Source organism: Pseudomonas sp. RW407, assembly GCF_003176655.1.
Taxonomy (GTDB): Bacteria; Pseudomonadota; Gammaproteobacteria; order Pseudomonadales; family Pseudomonadaceae; genus Pseudomonas; species Pseudomonas delhiensis.
Map to the genome: position 1 here is coordinate 172,038 of NZ_QGSL01000107.1, position 25,646 is coordinate 197,683.

18 protein-coding genes and 2 pseudogenes are annotated in these 25,646 nt (G+C 62.8%); 6 read left to right on the forward strand and 14 right to left on the reverse strand.

Annotation, left to right across the window (positions count from 1 at the left end):
• Together DK254_RS24770 and DK254_RS24775 are read left to right on the forward strand one after the other, a co-directional pair.
• Positions 1-203, forward strand: a pseudogene (locus DK254_RS24770) (methyl-accepting chemotaxis protein); the annotation flags it as partial.
• A gap of 176 nt (positions 204-379) precedes the next feature.
• The gene (locus DK254_RS24775) at positions 380-1,897 is read left to right on the forward strand and encodes a hypothetical protein (protein ID WP_109935954.1); all 1,518 of its coding nucleotides are present in this window, start codon (positions 380-382) and stop codon (positions 1,895-1,897) included.
• Positions 1,898-2,157: 260 nt separating this feature from the next.
• On the opposite strand, the gene DK254_RS24780 is transcribed toward DK254_RS24775, so the two are convergent.
• The 8 genes from DK254_RS24780 to tnpB all read right to left on the reverse strand — a co-directional run bounded on the left by DK254_RS24780 (position 2,158) and on the right by tnpB (position 6,770).
• Entirely contained in the window at positions 2,158-2,814 is a 657-nt protein-coding gene (locus tag DK254_RS24780; RefSeq protein WP_109935955.1) for a DUF799 domain-containing protein, read from the reverse strand.
• Entirely contained in the window at positions 2,814-3,185 is a 372-nt protein-coding gene (locus tag DK254_RS24785) for a DUF4810 domain-containing protein (protein WP_109937292.1), read from the reverse strand. Before DK254_RS24785 ends, DK254_RS24780 begins: the two co-directional genes overlap by 1 nt.
• A gap of 30 nt (positions 3,186-3,215) precedes the next feature.
• Complete coding sequence (locus DK254_RS24790; protein WP_089390279.1) at positions 3,216-3,893, reverse strand: CsgG/HfaB family protein; 678 nt, start codon at positions 3,891-3,893, stop codon at positions 3,216-3,218.
• 606 nt (positions 3,894-4,499) lie between these two features.
• Positions 4,500-4,865 carry a type II toxin-antitoxin system RelE/ParE family toxin gene (locus tag DK254_RS24795; protein WP_109935956.1) on the reverse strand — a complete coding sequence of 122 codons (366 nt, stop codon included), beginning with the start codon at positions 4,863-4,865 and terminating at the stop codon, positions 4,500-4,502.
• Positions 4,862-5,143, reverse strand: coding sequence for a type II toxin-antitoxin system ParD family antitoxin (locus DK254_RS24800; protein ID WP_109935957.1), 282 nt, complete (start codon positions 5,141-5,143; stop codon positions 4,862-4,864). The genes DK254_RS24795 and DK254_RS24800 overlap by 4 nt, the downstream gene beginning before the upstream one ends.
• 207 nt (positions 5,144-5,350) lie before the next feature.
• Positions 5,351-5,812 (reverse strand): hypothetical protein, encoded by a 462-nt coding sequence (locus DK254_RS33895; RefSeq protein WP_139210168.1) that lies wholly within the window; start codon positions 5,810-5,812, stop codon positions 5,351-5,353.
• Between the two features lie 184 nt (positions 5,813-5,996).
• Positions 5,997-6,464 carry a hypothetical protein gene (locus DK254_RS33900; protein WP_139210169.1) on the reverse strand — a complete coding sequence of 156 codons (468 nt, stop codon included), beginning with the start codon at positions 6,462-6,464 and terminating at the stop codon, positions 5,997-5,999.
• A gap of 93 nt (positions 6,465-6,557) precedes the next feature.
• Positions 6,558-6,770 (reverse strand): IS66 family insertion sequence element accessory protein TnpB, encoded by a 213-nt coding sequence (gene tnpB, locus DK254_RS24805; protein WP_244906817.1) that lies wholly within the window; start codon positions 6,768-6,770, stop codon positions 6,558-6,560.
• Between the two features lie 487 nt (positions 6,771-7,257).
• On the opposite strand from tnpB, the pseudogene DK254_RS34905 reads away from it, so the two are divergent.
• Positions 7,258-7,587: pseudogene (locus DK254_RS34905) on the forward strand (IS4 family transposase); the annotation flags it as partial.
• A gap of 50 nt (positions 7,588-7,637) precedes the next feature.
• Here the strand turns inward: DK254_RS34905 and DK254_RS24820 are convergent.
• Complete coding sequence (locus DK254_RS24820) at positions 7,638-8,234, reverse strand: hypothetical protein (RefSeq protein WP_089390057.1); 597 nt, start codon at positions 8,232-8,234, stop codon at positions 7,638-7,640.
• Complete coding sequence (locus tag DK254_RS33905) at positions 8,231-9,262, reverse strand: hypothetical protein (RefSeq protein WP_146219645.1); 1,032 nt, start codon at positions 9,260-9,262, stop codon at positions 8,231-8,233. Before DK254_RS33905 ends, DK254_RS24820 begins: the two co-directional genes overlap by 4 nt.
• Before the next feature lie 56 nt (positions 9,263-9,318).
• Between DK254_RS33905 and DK254_RS34200 the strand changes: the two genes are divergently transcribed.
• Both DK254_RS34200 and DK254_RS24830 read left to right on the forward strand, forming a co-directional pair.
• Positions 9,319-9,468, forward strand: a complete 150-nt coding sequence (locus tag DK254_RS34200; RefSeq protein WP_158546439.1) for a hypothetical protein — start codon at positions 9,319-9,321, stop codon at positions 9,466-9,468.
• A 58-nt stretch (positions 9,469-9,526) separates the two neighbouring features.
• Complete coding sequence (locus DK254_RS24830) at positions 9,527-10,075, forward strand: RNA 2'-phosphotransferase (RefSeq protein WP_109935958.1); 549 nt, start codon at positions 9,527-9,529, stop codon at positions 10,073-10,075.
• A 782-nt stretch (positions 10,076-10,857) separates the two neighbouring features.
• Here the strand turns inward: DK254_RS24830 and DK254_RS34205 are convergent.
• From DK254_RS34205 to DK254_RS24880, 4 genes are all read right to left on the reverse strand, one after another.
• Positions 10,858-20,340, reverse strand: coding sequence for a hemagglutinin repeat-containing protein (locus tag DK254_RS34205; RefSeq protein WP_158546440.1), 9,483 nt, complete (start codon positions 20,338-20,340; stop codon positions 10,858-10,860).
• 30 nt (positions 20,341-20,370) lie between these two features.
• The gene (locus DK254_RS24870; protein ID WP_109935959.1) at positions 20,371-22,071 is read right to left on the reverse strand and encodes a ShlB/FhaC/HecB family hemolysin secretion/activation protein; all 1,701 of its coding nucleotides are present in this window, start codon (positions 22,069-22,071) and stop codon (positions 20,371-20,373) included.
• 131 nt (positions 22,072-22,202) lie between these two features.
• Positions 22,203-23,270, reverse strand: a complete 1,068-nt coding sequence (locus DK254_RS24875) for a fatty acid desaturase (RefSeq protein ID WP_109935960.1) — start codon at positions 23,268-23,270, stop codon at positions 22,203-22,205.
• Positions 23,271-23,289: 19 nt separating this feature from the next.
• Positions 23,290-24,387, reverse strand: a complete 1,098-nt coding sequence (locus DK254_RS24880) for a flavin reductase family protein (protein WP_109935961.1) — start codon at positions 24,385-24,387, stop codon at positions 23,290-23,292.
• Between the two features lie 148 nt (positions 24,388-24,535).
• Here DK254_RS24880 and DK254_RS24885 point away from each other — a divergent pair, with 148 nt between their 5' ends.
• The gene (locus tag DK254_RS24885) at positions 24,536-25,171 is read left to right on the forward strand and encodes a TetR family transcriptional regulator (protein ID WP_109935962.1); all 636 of its coding nucleotides are present in this window, start codon (positions 24,536-24,538) and stop codon (positions 25,169-25,171) included.
• The last annotated feature ends 475 nt before the right edge of the window (positions 25,172-25,646 follow it).

The following is a 25,646-nucleotide window of genomic DNA, read 5'->3' on the forward strand; positions in this document are numbered from 1 at the left end:
ACATCCAGGCGATGAACCAGCAGATCGCCACCGCCGCCGAACAGCAGAGCGCCGTGGCCGAGGAAATCAGCCGCAGCGTGGTGAGCGTGCGCGACGTCTCCGAGCAGACCGCCGCAGCCAGCGAGGAAGTCGCCGCCTCCAGCGTGGAGCTGGCGCGCCTGGGCGGGCAGCTGCAGACGCTGGTCAGCCACTTCCGCGTGTAACGCTGGCCAGGGAAGCCACGAGCCCCGGGGCTCGTGGCGCCTTCGGCCGGCGGTTCCGTGACGCACAGCACAAAGGAGTCTTTCCCAGGCGTTTTTCGGACTCGTCCTAACTCCAGCCCATGACGAAGCGAGCAGTCTCCCAAGGCATCCGGAGAACCGCATTCCAAGAGCTTCGCATGGACGAAAACGCAGCCGAACGACACCCCGCGCCCTGCAACGGGCAGCACCTGGCCGGCCGGACCCGCGCCCTCTACCAGCACCTGGTCGACCTGTGTACCGCGCCCGTTCCGGCAGCCGCGCGCCTCAAGCAGCTGGAGCGTGCGCGGCCGGAAGTCTTCGAACTGGGCCGCGGCCTCGCCGGCTTGCTCCGGCACCGCCAGGGCGCCGGCGAGCAACGCCGGGCGGACAAGGCGGCAAAGCTGATCACCGCCCTGCACCGCCGCTTGATCCAGGGCTACTGTGGCCTGGCCCAGGAAGAGCGGGCCAAGCCGCAAGTGCGCGCATTGCTGCTGCAACGCGCGCTGCGCAGCGCCCAGGAAATCCACTGCTGCGCCCTGCTCGACGGCCAGCAGGCGCCCGCCGGCCTCTGGCGCCTGCTCCACCGCCTGCACGCCAGGGCCCGCCAGCTGTCGCTGCAGGCCATCGAGGTGGACGACCCGCAAGCCCCGGGCGCGCAAAGCCAGAGCCTCGCCCGCGGCTACCTGGCGGCGCTGCTGCTGGCCGGCTCGGGCCCGCTGGAGATGCCGCGGGAAAGCCTGCGGCTGCTGATCGAATCCCTGGATGCCCTGGCCACGGCGGCGCGCCTGGAGGGCGCCCGCGGCACGGACCGCTGGATCATCGCCAGCGACCAGGATCGCCCGTTCCTCGACATCCCCGCCAACCCCGAGGGCCGCCTGGCGCTGCGGCTGGACGAAGCGCTCGAGGCGATAGGCCATTTCAAGGGTTTCGGCGGCGCCGGCCAGGGCTTCGACCTCAAGGCCCACCTGCAGCGCTGCTGGAGCGAAGAGGCACCCGGCCCCACCTGGGAGGCCTGCCACGGCTTCGCCGCCATCCTGGCGCAGCTGGGCGCCCCCCGCGAAGAAGCCGCCCTGGATGCCCGCCATTTCGCCCGCCAGGCCATGCCCCAGGACGTCTGGGCGATCCATGGCAACGCGCGGGCCGATCTCGACGAAATGGTGCCCCACGAGGACCTCATCGGGTTCACCCCATCGACGCCAACCACTCCCGAGCTGCCGCCGCCCGGCCTGCTGAGCGGGATGACGAAGAGTCCCCGGGGCGTTTGCGCGACATGGAGCGGCGAGGCGGCCTCCCGGCCCGCGGCCGGCGACCTGCTCGGCATCCGCACCGCGCCCACGGCGGACTGGCGCCTGGCCCGCGTCGAACAGATGGCCCCGGCGGGTAACGGACAAGCCACGCTGAGCCTCGCCTGGCTATCGAAACAGCCCCGCGCCTGCCGCATCACCCTGCTCGGCAAGCTGCAGGAAAGCGCCACCCACAACGCCCTGCTGCTGGACGACGCCGGCGCGAAACGCATCCTCTGCCCCAGCCTGCCGCTGGCCAGCGGCAAGAAGTTGCGGGTGGAGGACGGGGCGGACCGCTACCTCGCCCTGCTCGGCGCAAGCACGGGCAACGGCGCGGAGGCGCCCTGTTTCGGCTTGAGACGGCTGGCCCTGGGGATCGAAGCGAGCCCATGAGAGGAATGGGGCGGCAAGCCCTTCAGTCGGAGCTGCCGCAGAGGCCGTGCAACCATTTCGCAGCGCTTCGGAAACGTCTGATTGCCCAACGAGCCCGCCCGGCCGAAAGTGGGCAGGCTCTTGCTGAGAGCGGATCGGCCATGGCAGGGACGCCGGACCGGTCCTTACCCACCGCAGCGAAGCCGCAAGGCCCTGAATTCCAGGCCCCGCGAGGCCCCGACAGATCATGCGGGCGCGGCGGCCGCCACGCCCGCAATCACTCAGTCGGTGCCGTACTTCGGCGAACGCGGGCCGTACAGCAGCGCGCCCGGCTGCCCGGCGGAGAGCAGGCGCTGGCTGGTGACGCCGGCGATGGGGTAGCCCGCATCCTCCTGGGCGCTGCTGATGATCTGCTTGACCGCCGCCGTGATCAGCATGCCCAGCAGGCCGCCGTTGTTGCTGCTGCCCTCTTCGCTGGAGGCGCTGGCGCTGCCCGTCCACAGGGTGGTGCCGGTCTTCAGGTCCACCAGCTTGGCCCCGGCGGTCACCACGGTGGCGCTGCTCAGCACCATGTAGCTGGTGCCGTACTGGGTCACGGTGATGTACAGGGCCGCATCCGCGCCGAAGATCTCCTGCAGCTTCGCCGGCGACACCGCATGGATGTCCGCCGGCGTGCCCAGGCCGTTCTGGCGGAAGGTCTCGGCCACCAGCGCCACCGGCAGCACGTAGTAGCCGGCCTCGGCGAGCGGGAAGGTAACCTGCGAGAGCATGCTGTAGGTCGCCTTCACGTCCGGCGAATCGTTCAGCGGCGGCAGCACCAGGATCGAGCGCGGCCGGGCCTGCTTGTACGCGGAATAGTCGACGGTCTTCTGCGGCGCGCAGCCGGCCAGCAGCACCAGGGCAAACAGGGCCAGCAAGGCCTTGAACGGGTTCGACATCACTGGCTACCTCCCTGCCGGGCGTTCTTCAGCAGAAAATCCATATAGGCCGCGGATTCCGGGAACAATGCCTTCTCGGTGTTGAACTGCTGGACCATCTGGTCGTCCTTGCCCAGGCTCGAATACAGCAGGCCCAGTTGCGCGTGGTAGCCCGGCGGCACCTTGCCGTCGGTGGATGCGATCTTCTGCAGGTCGCGCTCCAGCGCCTCGGCCTGCGCTTGCTTGGCATCGCTGGTGAAATAGTCGTGCACCTGCGACTGGTAGCTTTCCCACTGGTACAGGGTCTTCGGCGAGGAACACCCGGAAAGCAGCGCCAGGCCGGCACAAGTCAGGGCCGCGAGGCAGCCCCTGGAAACAAAGGTCCTACCCATGAACATCATCACTCCCTGTTCTGTCTCGGGTTAATGCGCGGGGTTCCAGCTGCCGCTGTCCACCGCATTCACCAGCTTGTTCACCGCCTCGCGCATGGCCAGGTCCAGGACCTTGCCGTTGAGCGTGGAGTCGTAGCTGGCGGTGCCGCCGAAGCCGATGATCTCCCGGTTCGACAACTCGTACTCGCCCGCCCCCTGGGTGGAATAGACGACCTCGGAGGTGCTGATGTTGACGATGTTCAGCGCCACCTTGGCATAGGCCACCTGGGTCTTGCCGCGGCCGAGGATGCCGAACAGCTGGCGGTCGCCGACTTCCTTGCGGCCGAACTCGGTGACGTCGCCGGTCACCACGTAGTCCGCCCCCTTGAGCCGCTGGGCCTGCCCCTTGATGGCGGCTTCCTGCTGGATCTCGCTCATGTTGTCGCGGTCCAGCACGTTGAAGCGGTTGGTCTGCTGCAGATGGGTGATCAGGATGGTCTTGGCCTGGCCGCCAAGGCGATCGACGCCATCGGAGAAAATGCCGCGCATGTAGCTGGAGCGGTTGTCGAACTTGCCCACCGCAATGGGCGAACGCACACCCGAATAGGGCTTGCCGACGCTCTCCACCTGCTGCACCGGCAGCGCCCTGGAACTCTCCGTGGCACAACCGCCGACCATCAGCAGGGCGGCGGACGCCACACCCAGCAACAACCCCTGGGACATCTTCATCTTCACGTTGCACTCCCCTCGCAAATCCACCAAACCGGGCCGCCGGCAAACACCGGCGCCCTCCAGTCAAAGGCCACGACGGATTCGAAGCTCCTGCGCACGGCACAGCCGCGCTCGAAAGACACGCAGGAAGGGAAAGCTCGAGGATGGAAAACGGCGCCGTTACAGGGCGTAGCGGCAGGAGGGGCGGGAAGCGGCGAAACAAGACCTGGCATCCAGCCTGTGGGAACGAACCGTATCCCGTCGATCCTTCGAAAACATCGTGTTACCTGAGGTGGGCGATTAGAGCACAATCATTACGCCATCATCCATGCCAGGTGCCTGAAATCAGAAGTGTCTCAAGAAATTCCCGGCATGCCCGGGATAGGGCGGGTAATGGCGGCCTTCGAAGGGGGCTGGCGAGAACCTGCCAAAGCAGGACCGGTACCGGCAGGAGCGTCTGGCCATCCCCAGCCGCACAAGCGAATGCAGCTCGGTAGCACCCGTTATCCACAGCCGGGGCAGAGCCGGACCGAGCACTTCCGGGCGTGATCAGCCGATAGCGGGCCGGTGTCTGCGGCTCTCTTTATCCTTGAGAACCATCCAACCCATTTGCCATTTGGCCATTCAGCCTGCGGGGACTTTCTGCAGGTGCCTTTCGACCTCCATGGCATCGTGAAGGATACGAACGATCTCGATGACCTGGTCGTGGCCCAGCCTGTAGAAAACGACGTGGCGGGGACGGTCTACGCGGCCGTTTGGAGCCTCGGAGCGGCAGTAGAGCAGGTGCAGGCTGCGCAGCCCGGTCTCCAACTGCTCCCGAGCGATACTCCCGGCCCTCTCGGACTCTGCTGGCAGCGACACGAAGGCCGCCCGTAGAAGCCCCTGGTAACGACGGCGCACGTCCTCGCCAAACTTCACCTGGGTGAAGCGAAGGATATCGATGAGGTCAGTCTGCGCATCCAGGGACAGGCGGAATCTGGTGGCGCTCACTGCCTGGAGCTCGCCAACTGGCCCAACTCTTCCAGGTATTCCTCGAGCTGTGCTTCGGAGGCAATCTCGACGAACCGACCTGTCTCGAGCTGCATGATGCCGCTTGATGTTGCGTTACGGAGAGCGACGAGCTTGGCGGACTCTTCGGCCTCGCGCTCGAGGAGCAGACGTAGGCCGGCACGCACGACCTCACTGAAATTCTGGTAACGGCCTTCGCTCACGAGGTCATCAATGGATTTCTCCATGGACTGAGGCAGAACGACGTTGTGTGTGGCCATGGCACTCTCCAAGGAAAGCGACTATGGCGTTTTATGCCATGAAGCTTATGGGAATGCAAAAACGGCGTATGCCTGATATCACGGTGCCTTTCGGGAGAGAAGGGGACGAGAAAAGGAGAAAATTATTTAAGCGCTCTAATTCTGCCTGACCGATCAGTTTTAGAGTAGAAGAAATAAATCTATCCTCTTTTCGCTATCCTTCTCCACTTACCCCTGAGCGACTGTAACCCGGCACAAAAGATCACTCTCATTAAACTGAAAATTAACCACAACCCCCCACTTCTGATACCTTAGCCACTTCCCTACATAGCCAATTAATAAATCTTTTTTTCCACCACCTGCCATTGCAGGCTGGCCAAGAAAACTCAAAACACTCTGACAAGTAGATAGACCATTCAACCCCCCATACAACTCTCCATTGAAGGCAGAGTATCCATCACTAGCCTCAACATAAAAATTTATATGATTTAGTAATTTTCTTCTGAAACCCACCTCAACTCCCGAGCGAGTAAATTTATAGTACTTTGTCGCCCCTATCGGGTCATTATACTCATCAGGATCAGACGAAATACATGGAACCTCCCCAATAACTTTCTCCAACTCTAAAAAATCGGATGATCTCTCAACCTTACCAATAGCAGCTATAGATTTATCCCATACACTTATCACTTTACAACTCCAGCCTGACGGCTCCTATCAATGATCTGCTTTATTGCCTCTTCAACCTGTCCAGGGTCATAGCCACGCTCAATAATATTTTAAAATGGGACAGATTTATTTTTCACACTCTAATCCAGCCCAACCAGTTGACTTTAGAGCATGGAAAATAAACCCGCCCTCTTTCCGCTCATACTCACGCAAAAATACAATTATAGTCATACATATACTTGTCGTACTCGTCCATACTCCAAACATGGCCGTCCACTCTATCCACCCTAATTTTTCCCCCGGCCCTCTCCCCTGTAGGATCCGAGATAGAAAAACTCCAATACAACGGAGTGAAATTACCTACTCTCAAGTCATTCCCCGCCACCTTAAAGCCCTTAGCCTCTGCATACTCCTTAGCCAAAACCAATGCCTCCCTCCTATCAATATTCAAGCTATCTCGGTATCGTACAGGGACACTAAGCACTCGAACCCCCTCATTGCGCAGATCAACAACCACTCGCACCAATCTAAATCTCTCAACATTCACCCCCAAGTAACCAGAGTAGCATTTCTGAGAGTCAAAAATGAATTCCCTGTCAAATAGCTTAACAAGCGACATAGTCTTTGATCCGACTACTGGTCCAACATACAAGTCACAAATTTCAGAAACCATGGAGTTATTTACCCTTCACAATAACGGCTTTACCAGTTAGCACCTTCTCTAAGTCACCCACCAGAGAAAAGGGGACGAGAAAAGGGGACAGATTTATTTAAGCACTCTAATCCTGCCTGAGTGATCAGCTTTAGAGTAGGAAAAATAAAGCGGCCCCCTTTCCAGGAAGACGAACAACACCGGGTCAAACACGGCCACCTTGATATCCAACTCCACCAGGGCCGCCAGACCATCAATGGACTTACGGAGGTCCACTGGCTTCGGATAGAGATAGACAGCTTTGACCTTGGCGTCCGGACGCATCATGACGGAGCTTCACTGGGAAAATGGGAGCCCAGCATCCGCAAGCGGACAGTTCAAATGAAGGTGGGGTTTGTGGAGCGCTTACCTTGTTCTTGCCGTCGAGCTTCTGGGTGTTGGCCGCCACTTCCAGGGTGATGTCGCGGTTGGCGGCCAGTAGCATGTCGTTGCCGGCCTTGATGCCTTGCAGCGCGGAGAGCCGGTTGTCGTCCTCGTGCTTGGCCTGCTTGGCGGTCTGGTAGCCCGAACTACCGAAGAGCGCCAGGGTGAGGCTGACATCACGGCCCTGGATCAGTCAGTTGGCTTTGTCTTTATCTCTGAGTTGTTTTTAAAGAGCAGTGCCTATTTGAAAGCTCAACTCGATGCCCCCTGTTGCATTCAGCTCCTACAGCTTTCCTACTTGGGCTCGGTATGTTCTTTCAACTATCACAGTAGACTAAGAGCAGCTTTTCTTCTTCAGGATCAATCAATTAATGCTTAAGTAAGCACCATTAAAATCTGGGTTTACCTGCTGGCACACAACCTGATCCGGCTACTCATGGTGCAATCGGCATTAATGGCGGACTATTTGCCGCGTGAACTGAGCTTCAAGCACAGCCTGCAGCTATGGCTGGCATGGCGACAGTTCGATGGTCCGGATATGGACGAAAGCCTTCAGAGGTTACTCATTTTAATCGCCCAGCAGCGCGTTGGCAGGCGGCCTGGGCGGGTTGAGCCACGAGCTCTCAAGCGAAGGTCGAAACCTTATCCATTGCTGACCCATACACGCCAATCTGAGCGCGCCAAAATCAGGCGAAGCGGTCACCCAAGGCGGGCTAAGTAAGCGCCATTCAAATCTGCCTCTTTTCGGCCATTTTCGTTTTGACCAAGAAACTATTGCATGAAGCGAAACTTCCAGTAATCACTCCCATCAACCATCCAGTACCTCTCGCCATCAGGGATCAAATAGCAAAAATCTATATACTTCGCACTCCAACCAGAATGAGCCAAGTCCTCATGAACTCTACCATAATCCATATGGAAAAATATCTCTCTATCAAAATTCACATAGAAACTCGGAAGGGCGACTGCAACAGAGTTCACACTAGAAAAATCTTTTTGACTTAATTCAACACCAGACAAGAGATAGCCCTCAACCCTTCTATGCAGATCTTTACTCAACCCGCTTTGAAGAAACAAGTTCCCAATATCCTCCAAGGATAACACCTGTCGATCCTTTCCCATCAGGTAACTCAGAAAATTATCAGCAGTAAGCTTAAGAATTCCCCCTCTAAAATTCACACATGCCTCAGAATACTGCTCATTAGTTATATAACCCTTTTCTAGATACGCACGATACTCTTTCTCAGCATCCAAGCTAAAATTAAACTTCTCATCAACGACCCAGAAACACTTACCTGAATGAACAAAAAAGCAAATGCTTTTTTCCCCATTCCACAACTCCTCATGTAACTTTTTCCAATTCATCAATTGCCAAACTCCCGCAAGAATTCATCATGAGAGTACACACGTGCATTACTTGAGTGTTTTTCAAGAACTGCTTCCCATACCTTGGGGAGCTCTAATGCAACGCCCGGTTGATTTGGATCCACAATTTTAGGAGCCGATGGGTCTCGCGGGATCCCCGGGACAGGTCGTTGAGGTATCGCGCTGGACATTATTTGATTATGAAGCTCGGCATCTACTTCAAACACCACCACTGTTCCGTCCGGACGTTTGTTACTTAAAAAATAGGTAGCATGATCAGAGTTCCCGACACTTACACAAAGCTGCCCGGAACACCCAGGATTGATTCTTATACTACCATCAGCATTAACTGTAATACGATTCTGACTTGAGGCCACTCCCGAACCACCACCTTCAACCCTGAAATACTTCTCAGTCTTTGGTCGCCCCGAGCTTACTACGACACCATCAGCTACCGTCCCATAAATCCCCAACCCGTTGAGGATAGCCGTAGCTCCCCACAACACCTGCTCACCAGTGCTAGGCACCGCACCGGATATAGGATTCGCTCCCCCCGCTGCACGGTAAATCTGACAAGCTACCGCTGCTACGCCAAAACCACCGCAGCCAACATCGAATGCATCCGCAGTCCATTGCTTAAGAGAAGCATCTGCTTGAGCACTAACACTCTGCTGGCGTGCTGCCTCTATCTGAGCCTGTTCGTCCGAAGCCGGGACCAGTTGCCACTCCTTGCCCTGATCGGTAGTCAGCACTTGGTCTGTTACCTGGCAGAAGCCATTCGACGAACCCACGCAACGAATGATATTCCCAGGCGTGGTCTTGACCGTATTCTCTGGCCCCATATCTGACGCGGGAGCGAGTAGCTCAGTCTCCAACACACTACGACCTTTTTCCCGCAGGGCCTGGATGTCCTTGCGCAGTTGCTGGCAAAGGCCACTGTTAGACGCACCTCCCTGGCAATCGCGCTGGTACTGCACCTCCTTCAGGTTCAGGCTGATTTTCTCGTCAGTGGAAAGGTGATTGTTCTCCACTGCATTCTTGCCAGCCTGCGCCTGCCGATGCGTTGTATGATGCGGCGGAGTATCGATTGAAGTCAGTGATCGAATTGCTCTTGGCGCTGCACCTGGGCGGCCCGGAGGAGAATCCGTTCTGCACGGTCAGCCGCTCGCTGTTGCTGCTGGTCTCCGATACCTGGTCGTTGTACCAAGCCGACCACAAGCAGAGGCAGGAACGGTAATAGCAGTAAAAAACCCCAGCACTTGAACTGGGGTTTCAATTTGGAAGGAGTCAAAGCAATGGATACTAAACTTCTTAATGAAACCAGCAAGTTCCTAAGTTATGTACTCAGACATGAGCCACAAGCCATCGGGCTGCAATTAGACAGCGAAGGTTGGGCCAACATAAACGCTTTGATCGCAGGCGCGGCAAAAAAGGGGAAAAATTTAGATTCGGAAATTATCCAAAAGGTTGTCGCTAGTAGCGATAAAAAGCGCTTCAGCATATCGAGCGACGGTCAGCGAATCCGAGCCGTGCAAGGCCATTCGACGCCAACCGTCACCCTCCAACACACAGAGAAAGAACCGCCAGAGCTCTTGTATCACGGCACAGCCAGTCGTTTTCTGGACTCGATCAAAACGCAAGGGTTGATTCCAGGGGCACGCCACTACGTTCATCTGTCCCAAGATGAACAAACGGCGGTTGAAGTAGGGAAGCGCTACGGGAAACCGGTTATTTTAAAAATTGAAGCCCTGCGAATGCATCGGCAGGGCTTCAAGTTCTTTCAGGCAGAAAATGGCGTTTGGCTGGCTGACAAAATTCCCGCCAACTTCATCCTCACCGAATAACTAATTAATAATGATTTCATCGGACAAACGCACATCCTCCGACAACACATGAAAGGCCATGTTCTCCGATAAAAATTGAACACTGAAATGTCTTAATTTTGGCGGATTACCACTAGAAAATGAGTTCCTCAACTCTAGGTTTCTTTTCAGCATGTCAGACTCAATAAATTCTGTAAGCCCGCCTAACCTGAACCCATCCGAAGCGCCGTGAAATTCGAAAATATCTGCCCCAGGGAATGGCACTTTAATAAAGTTACTTACCCACCTGAAGGTCATTTCCCTTCTCAACTTTATTAAAGCCCCCCACTGACACCCGGCTCTTCCCGCTCATACTCAATATCTAGCACTACATCCACTCCAGCGGAGCGGAAAGATACCTTCGACTCACCATAACCTGGCAGCCAATCATAGAGATTCAAGATTAACCTTGGTTGACCTATTCTCATTTCCTCACCGAATTTAGCTTCTCAAGAAAAAGGAGAAAAAGGGGACACCCATTAGCCGGCCTGAAAGATCAGTTTTAGAGTAAAAAATCCACCTATTTTGCTATCACCTTCTACCGTTTAACCCCACAAACAATAAACAACCATAAACCTACTGAAATAATCAACGAACCAGTAACACTTACTTTTAGAGAATACACAAACACAGAATTCGGATAACTAAAAACAACACCATTGTTATAGCTTGCCGAATTTACAAAATATATAATAGAAATCGATGTAAATATTGCAAAGAAGACCACAATAAACAAAACAATCAAAAACAACAGGCGTCTCAAGCTATTTCCCATTATTCGCACCATTCAGAACTGCATTATTTGAGGATTCAGAGACAACACTTCCTGTTGCTCCACCCAGAATACCAGGAATCGGACTCATAGGAGTCTCTTTGAGCAAATAAGAGCCTGGAAAGTTTGCAGCCTCAGAGTACTTCAATGCATTAACACTATTTCTGGAAAGTCCAAAAATTTTATTTACATAGTTCTTTTCCATCTGACTCGTTATCGTAGCACCAGCGCCATAACCTAGACTCGCTCCAATCATAGCCCCCATCATAGCGTCTAAAGAACTCTGCCCATTCAGCTGGCTAGAAATGTATGCACCACCAATATTAGTTTGGAGAGTGGGTGTCAAAGTCTGGCCCGCAGACATACCACCAGTGACTCCTGAGGTCATGAATCCAATCCAATCGAATTTATCTCCCGTGCTCCCCGTTGCCAACTGCACTCCTCCATTCGCGGCCATGCTCAGCCCAGCACCAGTGGCAATGGACGTCCCGGAGGCGTTCGTTAGGTTCGCTAGGCCACCAAACATAAGCATGAAATTCTCAGGCTCTGAGGCAAACACCAAAGCCTTGTACAAAGTATCAGTGTTTTTATTTATATACTGCAAATCGAGAGAATTTTCATACTGCACAAACAATCTAACATTATCATTTTCAATCCCTCCAGAAGAAACCGGCCTAGAAGGGTCAGCCGAGTTCAGGCCTGTAAGAACAAAATCCCTGCTGTTCCCATAGCAAACCCACGGCTTCTCTGAACAAGTAGCTTTCAGAAGCTCTCTGTTCTCGTCATTCAATGCAACATATTTCTTAATTACTTTCGTACAATCTCCTTCCTTTGTACATTGCTGCATCTCATGATCGAATGCCTTGGCTTGATCTCCGCTCAGGAAATTATTATCCACAGCGGTCTTGCCTGCTCCCGCTGCGGCCACCGCACCGGCTGTATCACCACTGGCTAAACCTCCAGCCATACCCGCGGCCAAACTGGAAAGAGCCGAAACAATCTGACGTTCGTTTTCCGTCAGATCTTCAGGCTTCTTACCTGGGTAAAGGTTCGCTGCGATCAACTCCCCAGTGGCAGCCCCAATCCCTCCAGCAACACTGGAGTTGCCTTGTACCCCAGCAACCACGGCACCGAGCAATGCCTGAGCCATGATGCGCGCCGTGTCATTGTCGCCAGTCTGCTGCTTAATGAGATGGGCTATGTAAGGCGCAGAAGCACCTGCTATCGCACCACCGATATCACCACCAGCCAGGTACTGCAGCGCCGCCGTCACAGCCTGCGCGGCTCTCTGATAGTCGCTGCCGGTGCCGTACTCGCGCATGACATTCTGGTACGCGACGGTCGCCTCCAGCTCCTTCTGCGTGGGGTTGTCCTTACCCTGTGTTTTCAGCTCCTTGCGACCTTCTTCCGCCGCCTCGATCTCCCCCTGCGTCCGAACGATGTCCATCGCCTGGGTGCCAATCTCGGCAATCAACTGCACCTGCTTCAGCCGGTTCTGTTCCTTCTCCTTGTCGAAGATCGGGCTGATGCTGCCGTTGGCGTGCTCGACGTCGCGGCTCAGGCTGGCCACGTCCTGTTGCTGGCTGGCCGGGTCGCGGATTTCGAGGGTGCCGCTGGAGATGGCCGAGCCGGTGGTGCCGCTGGCGCTGTCGCCGTGGTTGTAGGCCACCAGCATGCCGCTGGGCATGTTGCTGATGAATTTGCCGCTGCCATCGCTGCCGCTGCTGAGGCTGACGCTCTGTTGCTGGCTCTTGTAGTCGGCCTTGTTGTCGATGCTGCTCCAGCCCAGGGTGCCGGTGCTCAGGCGGTTCTTTTCGGCTTCGGCGGTGCTGGCGATGACGCTGCCGTCCAGTTGCGTGTGGTTGCCCACGTCGATCTGGAAGCCGCCCTTGCCGGCGTAGAGGCCGGTCTGTTCCTGCACGCTCTTGTAGTTGGAGTCGATCTTGCTCTGGCTGGCACTGAAGCTGGCGCTGCCGCCGGAGCCGATGATCGCGACGCTCGCCCCGGCGGAGACGTTCTTCTGCTTGGCGTCGTAGTAGTCGCTGTCCTGCAGGCTCTGCAGCGTCAGGTCGCGGCCGACGTTGGCGATGATCTGCTCGCCGTTGACCTGAGCGCCCTTGAGCGTGGTGTCACGGCCGCTGACCAGCTTGACCTGGTTGCCGGCGTCCAGGGTGGTTTCCGTCCAGGTGGTGCCGGTGCCGACTTCCTTGCCCGAGCCCTGGTTGGCGTTGGCGAAGATGCTCAGGCCCACCCCGTTGTCCGCGGAGTACCCCACGCTCACGCCAACCGCGCCGCCGCTGCTCTTGTTCTTGCCGTCGAGCTTCTGGGTGTTGGCCGCCGCTTCCAGGGTGATGTCGCGGTTGGCCGCCAGCAGCACGTCGTTGCCGGCCTTGAGCTGGCTGCCCTGGATGCGGATGTCGCCGTCCTGGCCCACCTTGCCTGCGCCGGTGGCGAGGATGTTGAGGTTGTTCCCCGCGGTCAGGCTGCTGCCCTGGCTGACGCTCTGCTCCTGGGTCTGCTTCGAGCTGGACTTCTGCGAGCCGAGCGAGGCGCTGATGCCGAAGAACTGGCTGGCGCCACCGCCCTCTCTCCCCTGCTGCGCCGCCTGCCAGGCCTGCACGCCGGTCAGCCCGGCCTTGATGCCTTGCAGCGCGGAGAGCCGGCTGTCGTCCTCGTGCTTGGCCTGCTTGGCGGTCTGGTAGCCCGAATCCATGGCGCTGCCGACACTGCCGGAGAGCGCCAGGGTGAGGCCGCTGGTCTTGCTCTTGTAGGTCTGCTCGCTGCGGTTCTCGTTCTGCGCGGCGAGGATGTCGACGTTCTGCCCGATGAGGTTGATGTCCTTGCCGGCGACCACGTCGGAACCGCGGATGGTCAGGTCCTTGCCGGCCTGGATGTCGACGTTGCCGAGCACGCTGCCGATGGTGCTGCCACGGGTCTGTTCGTTGTGGTTGGTCTGGGTCGCCTGGGTGCTGGCCGAACCGAGGGTGAAGCCGAGCCCGCCGCTGCTCATCACGCCGGATTTCTTCTTCGACTCGGCGTGGCTGGTTTCGCTGGTTTCAGTGGCGCCGTCGATCAGCACGTTGCGCCCGGCCAGCAGGCTGGTGCCATTGGTGGAAGCCACGTCGCTGCCGCTGACACCGATGTCCTGGCCGGCGCGGATGGCCACCTTGTCGGCGCTGACCAGCGAGCCTTGCTGGGTGGTGTAGAGGGAAGTGTCCTCGGTCTTTTTCTCCGAGCTGGAGAGCAGCCCATGGCTGCGCTTGGTCTTGCTCAGCGCATGGCTGTCGGTTTCCGCCGCCGCCTGCAGGTTCACGTCACGGGTGGCGTAAAGGTAGGCCTCGTTGCTGGCGCTGATGGTGCTGGCGGTCAGGTTCAGGTCCTGCCCGGCGCTGGCCACCAGGTCGCCGCCCGCCGTCAGTTGCGCGCCGAGCTGGCGGGTCTGCCCGGTCTGCTCGACGGTGCGGGTGCTGCTGGTCTTGCTGCGGACTTCGACGCTGGCGGCGTCTTCGACAGCGCTCAGGTTGATGTCGCGACCGGCGGCGGCGGTCAGGTCGCCCTTCGCGCTCGCCTGGCTGCCCACTACGTTCAGGTCACGCCCCGCATCCAGTACCAGGTCGCCTCCGGCCGTCAGGCTGGAGCCGTGGTTCTGCGCGACCGTGGTGGTGGTGACGTGGTGCCCGCCCTGCTGGATGTCGCGCAGGCGGCTGGCGTCGGTCACGGCTTGCAGGTTGATGTCGCGGCCGGCGCCGAGGTAGCTGTCGCCGCCGCTGGCGAGGCTGCCGCGGTTGGTGATGTCGCGGCCGGCGTCCAGGCTGAGGTCACCGCGCGCCGTGATGCTCGAGCCGGCGTCGAGGAAGCTGCGGTATTCGTCGCCGCCGATGCCGGCGGTAACAGCGGTGCGGTCGTTGACGATGTCGCCCTTGAGCGCGGTGAGGTCGACCTGGTCGCCGCGGATCTGCCCGGCCAGGGCATTGCGGATGCTGTCGCCGGCCAGCAGGCTGACGCGTTGACCGGCATCCACCAGGCCGCCCTGGAGGATACTGCCGCCCGCCGTCGCCGTGAGGTCCTCGCTGGCGCGCAGGGTGCCGACGTTGGTCAGGTCGCCGCCGGCCATGAGGTTGAGGTCGCGGCCCTGGATCAGGCTGCCGCCGCGCAGGTTGCGCGCGTCGGTCTGGGCCAGGTAGACCACCGGGACCAGCACCTGCTGGCCGTCGACGACGCGGGTTTCCATCCAGACGATGTCGTGGGTCAGCGCCGCCACCTGTTCGGCGGAGAGGCCCACGCCGACGCTCAGCTGCAGCGCGTCCTTGGCGGCCAGGGCGTTGTCCATCAGGTACTGGAACTGGTCGTAGTCGCTGGTCAGGCCGTCGAGGAAGCGCTGGCCGGTCTGGGCCTGGATGGCTTCGCGGATCAGGCGGGTCTCGTAGGCGCCGTCGCCCAGGCGCTTCCAGGCCTGGTCCGGGTCGAAGCCGAGCTTGCCGAGCAGGTAGTCGGAGTTGAGGAAGCGCCCCAGGTCGGTGAGCGCCGGGTTGGTTTCGATGAGGTAGTGGCTCTGCGGGTCCGGGCTGCGGATGAACATCCCGTACTGCCCCTGGGGCAGGCGGAAGGTGTCGGCCGCCGTCGGGTCCACGGCGGCGAAGGGCACGCCGGTGTAGTCGACCGGGATGAAGCTGACCTGCTGGCTGCCGTCGGCGGCCGTGTGCGTCACGCTCTGCACGGTTTGCGGCCCGCGCGCCTGGGCGTCGCTGGACTGTTTGTTGAGTGTCAGGTTGACCGTGCCGAGCTGCCCGCCCAGCAGGCTGCCAGCCAGTTGGCCGGTGAGCTGGGCCAGGCTGTATTCGCTGACGGTGCCGTTCTGCAGGTTATGCGCCACGTTCAGGGTAACGCGGTTGCCGGCCTGCAGCGTGGCCGGCGCGGACTGGGCGCCGTCTTCGCTCCAGCTGACGACCGGGGTGCCGATCGCCCAGCGGTCGCCGTTGTAGATGGCCCAGAGCTGGTCGTACAGGTCCTGGTCGAAGGTGCCCGCGGCCATCTTGTTGTTGAAGGCGCGGGCCAGGTTTTCCATGGTGTCCCACTGGCCGGTGGGGATCTTGCCGTAGTCGCCCGGCACCACGTTGATGACCACGACCTTGTTGCCGGTGCGCGAGGTGTTGCCCTGGTTGAGCAGCGAGTTGGCGTTGATGGTCAGGTCGCCGTTGGCGGCAATGGTGCTGTTGCGGTTTTCCACCGCATCGGCATCGATGGTCAGGTTGCGCCCGGCGGTCAGCCAGGCGGCGGGGCTGTTCTGGGTGATGCGTTCCTCGATGGTTTCGCTGACGTCGATCTTGCCGCGCTTGAAGGAGTCGTGGCCGCCGCAGTGCTGGCCGCACTGCACGTCGAATTCGCCGAAGGTGGTGGTCTGTTCGAAGGCGAAGACGTCGCGGGTGTTTTCCAGGTTCGCCACGTCGAGATGGATGTCGCCTTGCGCCTCGATGGTGCCGGAGCGGTTGCTCAGGCTCTGCGCCCGCCCGCCGTCCTGGCCGGCGAAGCTGAGGTTGCCCTGGCTGTAGAGGTCGCCGTAGCGGTTGCTCAGGCTGGCCGCGCGCAGGGTCATGTCGCCGCCGCTGAACAGCAGGCTGTCGGCGCCGTTGGCGATGCCCTGGCTGGTGAGTTCCAGCGTCCCCAGGGCGCCGAGGGTGCCATTGTTGTTCACTTGCGCGGCGCTGGCGCGCAGGGCCTGGTTGGCGATCAGCCAGCCCTGGTTGTTCAGGTTGCCGGCGAGGCTGAGCCGGGTATCCAGGCCGCTGGCCAGGCGACCGCCCAGTTGGGTGAAGTTGCCGGCGTTCAGGGTGAGGTTGCGCTGGGCGGAAAGCAGGCCGGCGTTGTAGGCGTCGCCGCTGAGGGTCAGGCCGAGGTCGCCGTCGCTGAGCAGTTCGCCCTGGTTGTTCAGGTAGGCGGCCGTCAGGGTCAGGCCGCCGGCGCTGGCGATGCGCTCGCCGGCGGCGAGGTCCAGCCCCTGGTCCACGCGCAGGTCGAGGGCGCCGTTCAGGCGCATCTGGCCAACGCCGGAAAGGCTGCCGAGCTGCCATTGCCCACTGCCCAGGCCGGTGAGCGAACCCGCGCCGACCAGGCTGCCCGCCCCCAGGCGGAACAGGCCGGTACCGGCATGCTGGATCTGCCCCTGGCCATTGAGCAGGGTTGTGCCGCTGTTCAGTTCGAAGGCCTGGCTGGCGACGCCGATGTTCCCGCCCTGGTTGTTCAGCTGGCCGGTGCTGCGGATATGGCTGCTGTCGCCGCCGAGCGCGCGCAGGCGCCCGCCCTGGCTGTTGTCCAGCGCCCCACTGTCCAGCTCGAGGGTGGTGGCCGATTCGATCAGGCCGCCCTGGTTGTTCAGCGTACCGCTGCTGGCGAGCACGACACGGCTGCCACTGAGCTGGCCACCGCCGTTGTCCAGCGTGTTGCCGGTGACGCTGAGGTCATCTTTGCCGAACAGTTGGCCACCCCGGTTGACGAGGTTGCCAACCACCAGTTCGAGCTTGCCGAGCAGGCTGGCGATGATGCCGGCCTCGCCATTGACCTGGCTGTTGTCCAGGTTCGCGGCCGTGATGGCGACGCTGTCGCCCTGCACGGTCCCTGCCTGGTTCTGCAGGCTGCCCGCCCCCAGCTCGACGGTTACGTCGCCGCCCTGGGCATGGACCAGGCCCCTTTGGTTGTTCAGCGAAGCGGCCGTCAGGGAAAGGCCCGCGGCGCCCGCCAGCAGCCGGCCGGACGCGGAGTTGTCGACGCTGCCGGCAAGCACCTCGGTCCGCTCGCCACGCAGGGTGCCGCCACGGTTGTCCAACTGGTCGACGGCCTGGGTGAACAGCAGAGCCTGGTCGCCTGCGTCGATCAGGCCGGTAGCATTGTTCAGGACGCCATCGAGGCTGAGGCGCACCTGGTCGCCATTGCCAACCACGGCACCGCCCTGGCTGTTGTCCAGGTTGCCGCCTTCAAGCTCGACGCGCTGGCCAAGCACTACGCCACCACGGTTTTCCAGCTGCGGCGCTACGAGCCGCAGGCCCGCATCGCTCTGGATACGGCCCTGGTCGTTGGACAGGCGCTGCTGCGCCGTGAGCACCAGGCCTTCCGCGCCCGCCACCAGCAGACCCTGGTCGCTGTTGTCGATGCTGGCGGCATTCGCCTGGACACCGTCGCCCACGATACGGCCGCCGCGGTTGTCCAGCGTCCCGCCGGCGCGCAGCAGCAACTGGGCGCCGGCCAAGGCTCCCTGGCGATTGTCCAGGCTGCCTGCCGTGACATCCAGGTTGCCCTGCACCGATTGCAGGCGCCCCAGTGCGTTGTTCAATGCCTGCGCCACGGTCAGCTTCAGCAAGCCGTCGGCGCTCAGCGTGCCGCCGGCGTTGCTGCTGATGCTGGCGAGGTCGGCCTGCAATGTGCCACCCAGCAGCAGGCCGTTGGCGTTGTCGAGATCGCCAGCGCCGAGGACCAGGGCCGAGTCGGCCTGCACCCGCCCATTGCGGTTGGCCAGCGCCTGGGCATTCAGGCTCAGGCGCTCGGCGGCCAGGCTGCCGCTGCTGTTGTCCACAGCCCCTCGGGCGGTCAGTTCAAGCGTCTGCGCCAGCAGCTTGCCGGCGGCGTTGGCGACGCTGCCGACATCCAGCAGCAGGGTGCCGCTGGCCTGTCCCAGGCCCGCTCCGTTGTCGAACGCGCCACTCAGGCGAAGGTCGAGGTCACCCTGCTCCGCGCTGAGCACGCCACCCTGGCGGTTGTCCAGGCTGCTGCCGGCGAGTTCGATGGAGTCGCCGACCAGGGTTCCCGCCCGGTTGTCCACGGCCCCGGCTGTCGCCCGCAAGCCTTGCGCGGCCTGGAGTTTGCCGCTGGCGTTGTTCAGCGCGCCCTGGCTGTTCAGGACCAGGTCGCCGCTGCTGGTACCGATCAGGCCACCGGCGTTATCGATGCGCTGCGCATCGATACGGGCGCTGCCAGCGACGATGCGGCCCTGCTGGTTATCCAGCGTGCCGCCGGCGAGCGTCAGGCTGCCGCCGTTCACTTCCAGGCGACCGGTGCGGTTGTCCAGGCTGGTGAAGTTCAGGCCGGCAGCCTGGCCATCGCCGAAGCGGACCAACCCGCCCAGGTTGACGATGGCGGGCGCGTCGAGCAGCAGGCTCTGCTCGCCGATCAGCTGCGCGCTGGCGCCAAGGTTGTTGAACTGGCGGGTGCGCAGCGAGACTTCGCGCCCCTGCAGTGTTCCGCGGTTATCCAGTTGCTGGCGGGCGTCGACGCCGATGCGGTCGGCATAGGCCTGCCCCGTATTGTCCAGCGTGCCGGCAGCCACGCTGAGGTTGCCGGTGGCGTCCAGCCGGCCACGGTTGCCGACGCTTTCGGCGACGATATCCAGGCCCTGCCCGGGGATACGCTGTTCCCCATCGATGCCGGCGAAGATCTGTCCATCGTTGTTCAGGGCGCCGGCCCGCAGTTGCACGCCCTGCCTGGCGGCCAGGCTCTGCGCATTGCTCAACGCCCCACTGGCCTGCACGCTCGCGCTGCCGCCGGCATAGGCCGGGCCGTTCAGGGCCACGTCCTGGCCCTTCAGGGCGAGGTTCCCGCTGGCCGCCACCTGGGCCAGTTCCAGCTTGCCGTTGGCGTCGATGCGGATGTCGCCGGCGCTGGCCGCCATGTTGCCGGCCAGTTTCACGCCCACGCCCTGCTCGGTGCCCACCAGGCGGATGGTGTTGGCGTACATGCCGCCCAGGGCCGCGCTGTCGATGGCCAGTTGCGGCTTGGCGCGGCCGTCGTCGGCCTTGGCGCTGGCGGCCAGGGTCTCGGCGTCCACCTGGTTGCGGCCGGCCACCACCGTCAGTTGCTTGGCGTACAGGTCGGCGTTGAGCCTGGCGCTGCGGGTGATCAGCTCGAAGCGGTCGAGGTTGCTGGCGTTGAGCCCGGCACCCTCGACGGCGATCTCGCCGCCGTCCACGTCGTAGCCCTGCAGGCGCTCGCCGGCCAGGATCGGCTTGCCGGTGGCGAGGGTGGCGCGCGGGGTGTTGATGAAGCCGCAGCCGTTGCAGGTGATGCCATTGGGGTTGGCGACGATGACGTGGGCGCCCTGCCCCGCCACTTCGGTGTAGCCCTTGAGCTGCGAGGGGCTGCCGCCGGTGACTTCGTTGAGGATCTTCTGCGCCGCCTGCCCCTTGAGGTTGGGGTTGCCGATGATGATCCCGCCCAGCTGGGTGCTGGCGGTCTTGCCGGTGGCGTTGTTGAGGATCAGGCCCTGCTGGCCCACCGAGTAGTCGCTGAATTTGTTGTGCGACAACCCCGCGCCATTGGGCGTGGCGATGTTGACGATGGGCACGCCGTTGCCCGCCGCGCCGAGCTGGGTGTTGCCGCCGGCGGCCGCATCCACCGCCAGCTGGGCCGCGGCCGCGACTATGGGGTTGAGGAACAGGATGCCGGCCAGGGCGCTGGCGATGGCCTGGTGGAGGGGGCGGCGGATGTCCATATCTTGGTCTCCGTGGCGCGGGGCGCAATATCAGAAGAACAGGTCGACGCGGAAGTACACCGGGTGTTCGCGCTTGTCGATCACGCCGGGCCGCTCCAGGGAGCGGGCGAAGCTCAGGGTCGCGGCCAGGTACTGGCCGCGGGCGTTGAACTCCAGCGCGTGGCCGCTCAGGCGGCCGTGCAGTTCGGGGTTGTGGCGGCCGTTCTCGATGGCGCCGAAGTCGTAGCCGTAGCCCAGGCCGTACTCCTGCAGCCACGGCTGCAGCGCCACCCAGGTCACCGGGCGGCGCCAGCGCAGCTGGTTGCGCCAGTAGTAGCCGCTGTCGCCGGACAGGCTCTGGTCCTTGAAGCCGCGCACCGAGTTGAGCCCACCCAGGCTGATGCGCTGCGGGCTGTAGAGCACGTCCTCGCTCTGCTGCGCGGTGGCCAGGGCGTCGAAGCTGAAGTGCTCGCCCCACAGCTGGAAGGGCTGCAGGTAGCTGAGGGTGAGGGTGTACTTGTCGTAGCGGGCGTGGGGCTGGCCCGGCCGCGGCTCGTGCTCGCCCTGGGCGCCGAGCGCGCCTATGCCCTGCTGCCAGCCGGCGTCGAGGTTGACGAAGGCGCTGCCGATGCGCCGGCCGTGGTTGAAGCCCAGCTGGCCCTCGGTGATCTGGCTGCTGGAGACGCCGATCCTCTCGTCGTCGATGTAGTTGTTCGAGCGCACGTGGGCCAGGCCGAAGTTGACCGCGGTCTTGCTCAGGCTGTCGCGGTGCAGCACGCGCTCGGCGCCGAACTGGTGGGAGCGGCTGTCGCCGTCGAGCTTGAAGGCGAAGCCGCTGCCTTCGTTGCGGGTGCGGTAGTAGCTCTGGTTGTAGCTGTAGCGGAAGGTCCACCAGCCGTAGGGCAGGCTGTAGAACAGGCCCTGGTTGTCGGAGTGCTTCCAGTGGTCGCTGACCACGTCCTCGGCCACCCGCAGGCCGAGCTGGTCGGCCAGGCCCAGCGGGCTGTCCCAGTCCAGGCCCAGGCCGGCCTGCTGCTCGCCGCTGCTGCGGTCGCCGTTGTTGTCGCGGAAGGCCGAGACGCGCCAAGGTTTGCCGCGCTCGCCGGCCAGCTGCACGCGGCTGCCGCCGACCTGCTCGCCGGGCACCAGCTCCAGCTGCGCCTGGCGCGAGGGCAGGCGGTTGACCTGGTCCACCAGCTGTTCCAGCTCGCGCAGGTCGAGCAGCTCGCCGGCCTTGCCGGGGAAGCCCATGGCCAGTTCCCGCGGGCTGGCCACGGCGGAGTCGTCGAAGCCTTCCAGGCGGCCCTCGACCACGATGATCTTCAGCGTGCCGCCGGAGAGGTCCTGCTGCGGCAGGTAGGCGCGGGTGGTGACGAAGCCGCGGGCCAGGTAGTGGTCGGTGATCGTCCGGAGCAACTCGTTGAGCTGGGCCACGCCCAGGCACTGGCCGCGGTAGGGCGCCAGCAGGCGCTCGCGGGTGGAGGCGGCGAGGTGCCCGGCGCCTTCCAGGGTGATCTCGCGGATGTCGAAGCAGCGCGTGTCGGCCGGCTGCGCGGCGGGGGCCTGCGGCGCAGCCTTGCCGGGCAGTTGCTGCAGTTCCTCCAGGCGCTTCTGTTGTTCGCGCAGCAGCTGCTCCTGGCGGTCGCGCTGCAGGTCACGGTCGCCCGGGGTGGTGGGCAGGGGCGCGGCGGAAACATCAAGAACGACGGCCAGGGCAAGGCCCGGCATCCAGAAACGGGAAATGGACTGCATCCCTTCGATCCCTCGAGTACGACATCCGGTTACAAACTGACCTGATTAAAACATGGCCACTTGATGCCAAGGGAGTGTCATTCGGCGACTGACGTCACTTTTAGGACTATTCCTACAAGCCGGATTTCGCCTCAGACCGCAGAGGGCAAGCGGTAGACCCAGATCCGCCGCAGCACCGTGGCGAATTGCCGCGACAGGCGCCCGCTGTTGTAGGTCTGCCCGTAGCGCGCGGCGATCCGGCGCACCTCGCGGGCCAGTTCGGCGTAGCGGCGCGCCGGCAGGTCGGGGAACAGGTGGTGCTCGATCTGGTGGCTGAGGTTGCCGGTGAGCAGGTGCAGCAGCGGCCCGCCCTCCAGGTTGCTGGAGCCGCGCAGCTGGCGCAGGTACCAGTGGCCGCGGCTCTCGCCCTGCAGCACGCTGGCCGGGAACACCACGGCCTTCTCGGTGAAGTGGCCACAGAAGATCACCGTGAAGGTCCACAGGTTGCGCAGCAGGTTGGCCAGGGCGTTGCCGCAGAACACCGCCCAGAAGCCACCGCCGAGCAGGCCCAGCAGGGGAAAGGCCAGGTAGTCCCTGGCCCACTGGCGGCCGAGCTTGGCATTGAACTGGCGCAGCAGCGGGCGCAGTTCGTCCTTGCCCAGGCGGCCCTTGAAGTACTTGTCCAGGCGCAGGTGCTGGATGGCCACGGCGTACTGGAACAGCACGGCCTGCAGCGTCACCCACAGCGGCTGCCAGCGGTAGAAGGGCTTCCACTTCTGCTCGGGGAACAGGCGCACCACGCCGTAGCCGACGTCGTCATCCTTGCCTAGGACGTTGGTGTAGGTGTGGTGGATGTGGTTGTGGGTGTGCCGCCAGAAGTCGGCCGGGCCGGCAATGTCCCATTCGTACTGGCGGCCGGCGAATTCCGGGTCGTTCATCCAGTCGTACTGGCCGTGCATGACGTTGTGGCCCAGCTCCATGTTCTCGAGGACCTTGCCCAGGCCCAGGAGCAGGCTGCCGAGCAGCCAGGTAGGCGCGGACCAGCCGAGCAGCAGCAAGGCGCGGCCGCTCCAGCAGCAGGCGCGCACGGCGCTGCGCACGCGGCGGATGTAGCGGGCGTCGGCCGCGCCGAGGTCGTCCAGGGTGCGTTGGCGCAGGGCGTCCAGTTCGGCGCCGAAGGCGGCCAGCTCGGCCGGGGTGAGGTCGCGGTCTTCGCGCATGCTGGGGTTCCGAAAGAGGCTAGAGGTCGAGGCTGACGTCGCCCTGCGGGGCGCTGACGCAAAGGCGAATGGGCTGTTGCGGCTCGCTGTGCAGCGCGCCGCTGCGCAGGTCGCGCACGCTGCCGGCGAGCAGGGTGCAGGTGCAGCTGGCGCAGATGCCCTGGCGGCAGCCGTGGGCCGGGCGCAGGCCGGCGGCCTCGGCCTGCTCCAGCAGGCTGCGCTGGTTGTCGCCGGCAGCCTGGCGGCCGCTGCGGGCGAAGTGCAGGCGGACCTCGCGGCGGGCCTCGTCGGTGGACCACGCCGGCGCGCTGAAGGCTTCCCACTGCAGGCTGGCGGCGCGGGGTGCGAGGGTATCGCGCACGGCGCCGACGAAGCCGGCCGGGCCGCAGGCCAGCACGTGCTCGCCGGCCAGGCCGTCGAGGTGCTCGGCGCGGAAGCGGCCCCGCAGTTCGCCGGCCGCCGCCGCGCCGCCACTGATGGCCCAGCGCGGGCTGAAGTTGGGGTACTCGCGGGCCAGTGCCTGCAGGGCGTCGACGAAGGCGCGCTGGCTGCGTTCGCGCACGTAGTGCAGCAGCGTCACCGGGCCGCGGTAGCCGTCGGCCAGGGCCTGGCGCAGCAGGCCGAGCAGGGGCGTCAGGCCGCTGCCGGCGGCCAGCAGCAGCACGCCGCGCTCGTCCTGCGGCCAGTGCAGCTCGCCGCCCGGCGCGCCCAGCTCCAGCACGTCGCCCACGCACAGCCGGCCCAGCAGCAGCGGCGAGACGCGCCCGCCGGGCTGCAGCTTCACCGCGATCTCCAGGCAGCCGTCCACCTCGGCGATCAGGCTGTAACTGCGCCCCAGGCGCACGCCGTCGCGCTCGACGAACAGCTGCAGGTGCTGGCCCGGCCGCGCGCCGCGCCAGTTGGCGTTGGGCCGCAGGCGCAGGGCGAGCATGTCGTCGGCCACCCACTGGCGGCCTTCGACGCGGGCGAACACCCGGTTCAGCGCCCAGGCCGGGTTGAACGCGGCCAGCACGGCATCGACGTCGGCCTCGCGCAGCCAATGCCGGCGCACCAAAGCGCGCAGGGGGCCGAGCAGCGGGCGCAAGGCGCGCAGCCAGGCCAGGGGAAGCAGGGACATGGACGGCATCCAGACAGTAAACACTTGTTCACTAAACTGGCATGCCGCCACTTTTCAGTCAACAGTCGTTCACTGAAGCCGTCGGCGCAGTCGCCGATTTCCCCGGCCATTTGCTAGAGTGCCGGGGCCCCACGCCATGGAAGCCCCGATGCCCTCTCCCCGCGCCGAACAGAAACAGCAGACCCGCCAGGCCCTGATGGATGCCGCGCGCGGCCTGATGGACAGCGGCCGCGGCTTCGGCAGCCTGAGCCTGCGCGAGGTGGCGCGCGCCGCCGGCATCGTCCCGGCCGGCTTCTACCGGCACTTCGCCGACATGGACGCCCTCGGCCTGGCCCTGGTGGCCGACGTCGACGAGACCTTCCGCCAGACCCTGCGCGTGGTGCGGCGCAACGAGTTCGAGCTGGGCGGGGTGATCGAGGCCTCGGTGCGCATCTTCCTCGACGCGGTCAGCGCCAACCGCACCCAGTTCCTGTTCCTGGCCCGCGAGCAGTACGGCGGCTCGCTGCCCATCCGCCAGGCCATCGGCACCCTGCGCCAGCGCATCACCGACGACCTGGCGGCAGACCTGGCGCTGCTCAACAAGCTGCCGCACCTGCAGGCCCGGGACCTCGACGTGATCGCCGACCTGGTGGTGAAGACGGTGTTCGCCACCCTGCCCGAGCTGATCGACGCGCCGGCCGAGGCGCTGCCGGCGCACCTGACGCCCGAGGCCAAGGTCACCCAGCAGCTGCGTTTCATCATGATCGGCGCCAAGCACTGGCACGGCATCGAACCGCGCGGCTGAGGCTGGGGCTTCCTTGTAGGAGCGAGCTTGCTCGCGAACGGTGCAGGCCTGTGGCTTCGGTGCCTTGGCCTGACTCCGCTCCCTCTCCCTAACCCTCTCCCTGAAGGGAGAGGGGACCGTTCGGTATGTTCGGATGTTCCTGAGTTAGCCGGCTAGCGTAGAGGTTGCCGGCTAAAACTTGCCTTCTCTCGGCACGGACAAGCCCCCTCTCCCTTCAGGGAGAGGGCTGGGGAGAGGGGACGGAGCCGAACCGAAACACCGAAACCGTCTGGAAACTCCGTTCGCGAGCAAGCTCGCTCCTACGAAAAGCCCATTCCGCCCCGCATTGGTGCGCACCATTTGCGTGCGCACCAGCAACGCGCACGCGCACCATTCCTGATCACTCGGACAGCCCGCCCAGGTCCCGCCGTTGCTGGCCGCGCCCGCCCCTGGCAAGGCCCTTGCTGTAGCTCGGCCATTGCCTACTGCCGGACAC

Excerpts from the sequence above, each read along its gene's own strand:
- DK254_RS24885 (WP_109935962.1), top strand. The coding sequence starts at position 24,536 with ATGCCCTCTCCCCGCGCCGAACAGAAACAGCAGACCCGCCAGGCCCTG.
- DK254_RS24790 (WP_089390279.1), bottom strand. The coding sequence starts at position 3,893 with ATGAAGATGTCCCAGGGGTTGTTGCTGGGTGTGGCGTCCGCCGCCCTG.
- DK254_RS33900 (WP_139210169.1), bottom strand. The coding sequence starts at position 6,464 with ATGGTTTCTGAAATTTGTGACTTGTATGTTGGACCAGTAGTCGGATCA.
- DK254_RS24785 (WP_109937292.1), bottom strand. The coding sequence starts at position 3,185 with ATGGGTAGGACCTTTGTTTCCAGGGGCTGCCTCGCGGCCCTGACTTGT.
- DK254_RS24880 (WP_109935961.1), bottom strand. The coding sequence starts at position 24,387 with ATGTCCCTGCTTCCCCTGGCCTGGCTGCGCGCCTTGCGCCCGCTGCTC.
- tnpB (WP_244906817.1), bottom strand. The coding sequence starts at position 6,770 with ATGATGCGTCCGGACGCCAAGGTCAAAGCTGTCTATCTCTATCCGAAG.
- DK254_RS34205 (WP_158546440.1), bottom strand. The coding sequence starts at position 20,340 with ATGGACATCCGCCGCCCCCTCCACCAGGCCATCGCCAGCGCCCTGGCC.
- DK254_RS24830 (WP_109935958.1), top strand. The coding sequence starts at position 9,527 with ATGGATACTAAACTTCTTAATGAAACCAGCAAGTTCCTAAGTTATGTA.
- DK254_RS24870 (WP_109935959.1), bottom strand. The coding sequence starts at position 22,071 with ATGCAGTCCATTTCCCGTTTCTGGATGCCGGGCCTTGCCCTGGCCGTC.
- DK254_RS24775 (WP_109935954.1), top strand. The coding sequence starts at position 380 with ATGGACGAAAACGCAGCCGAACGACACCCCGCGCCCTGCAACGGGCAG.
- DK254_RS24800 (WP_109935957.1), bottom strand. The coding sequence starts at position 5,143 with ATGGCCACACACAACGTCGTTCTGCCTCAGTCCATGGAGAAATCCATT.
- DK254_RS24780 (WP_109935955.1), bottom strand. The coding sequence starts at position 2,814 with ATGTCGAACCCGTTCAAGGCCTTGCTGGCCCTGTTTGCCCTGGTGCTG.
- DK254_RS24875 (WP_109935960.1), bottom strand. The coding sequence starts at position 23,270 with ATGCGCGAAGACCGCGACCTCACCCCGGCCGAGCTGGCCGCCTTCGGC.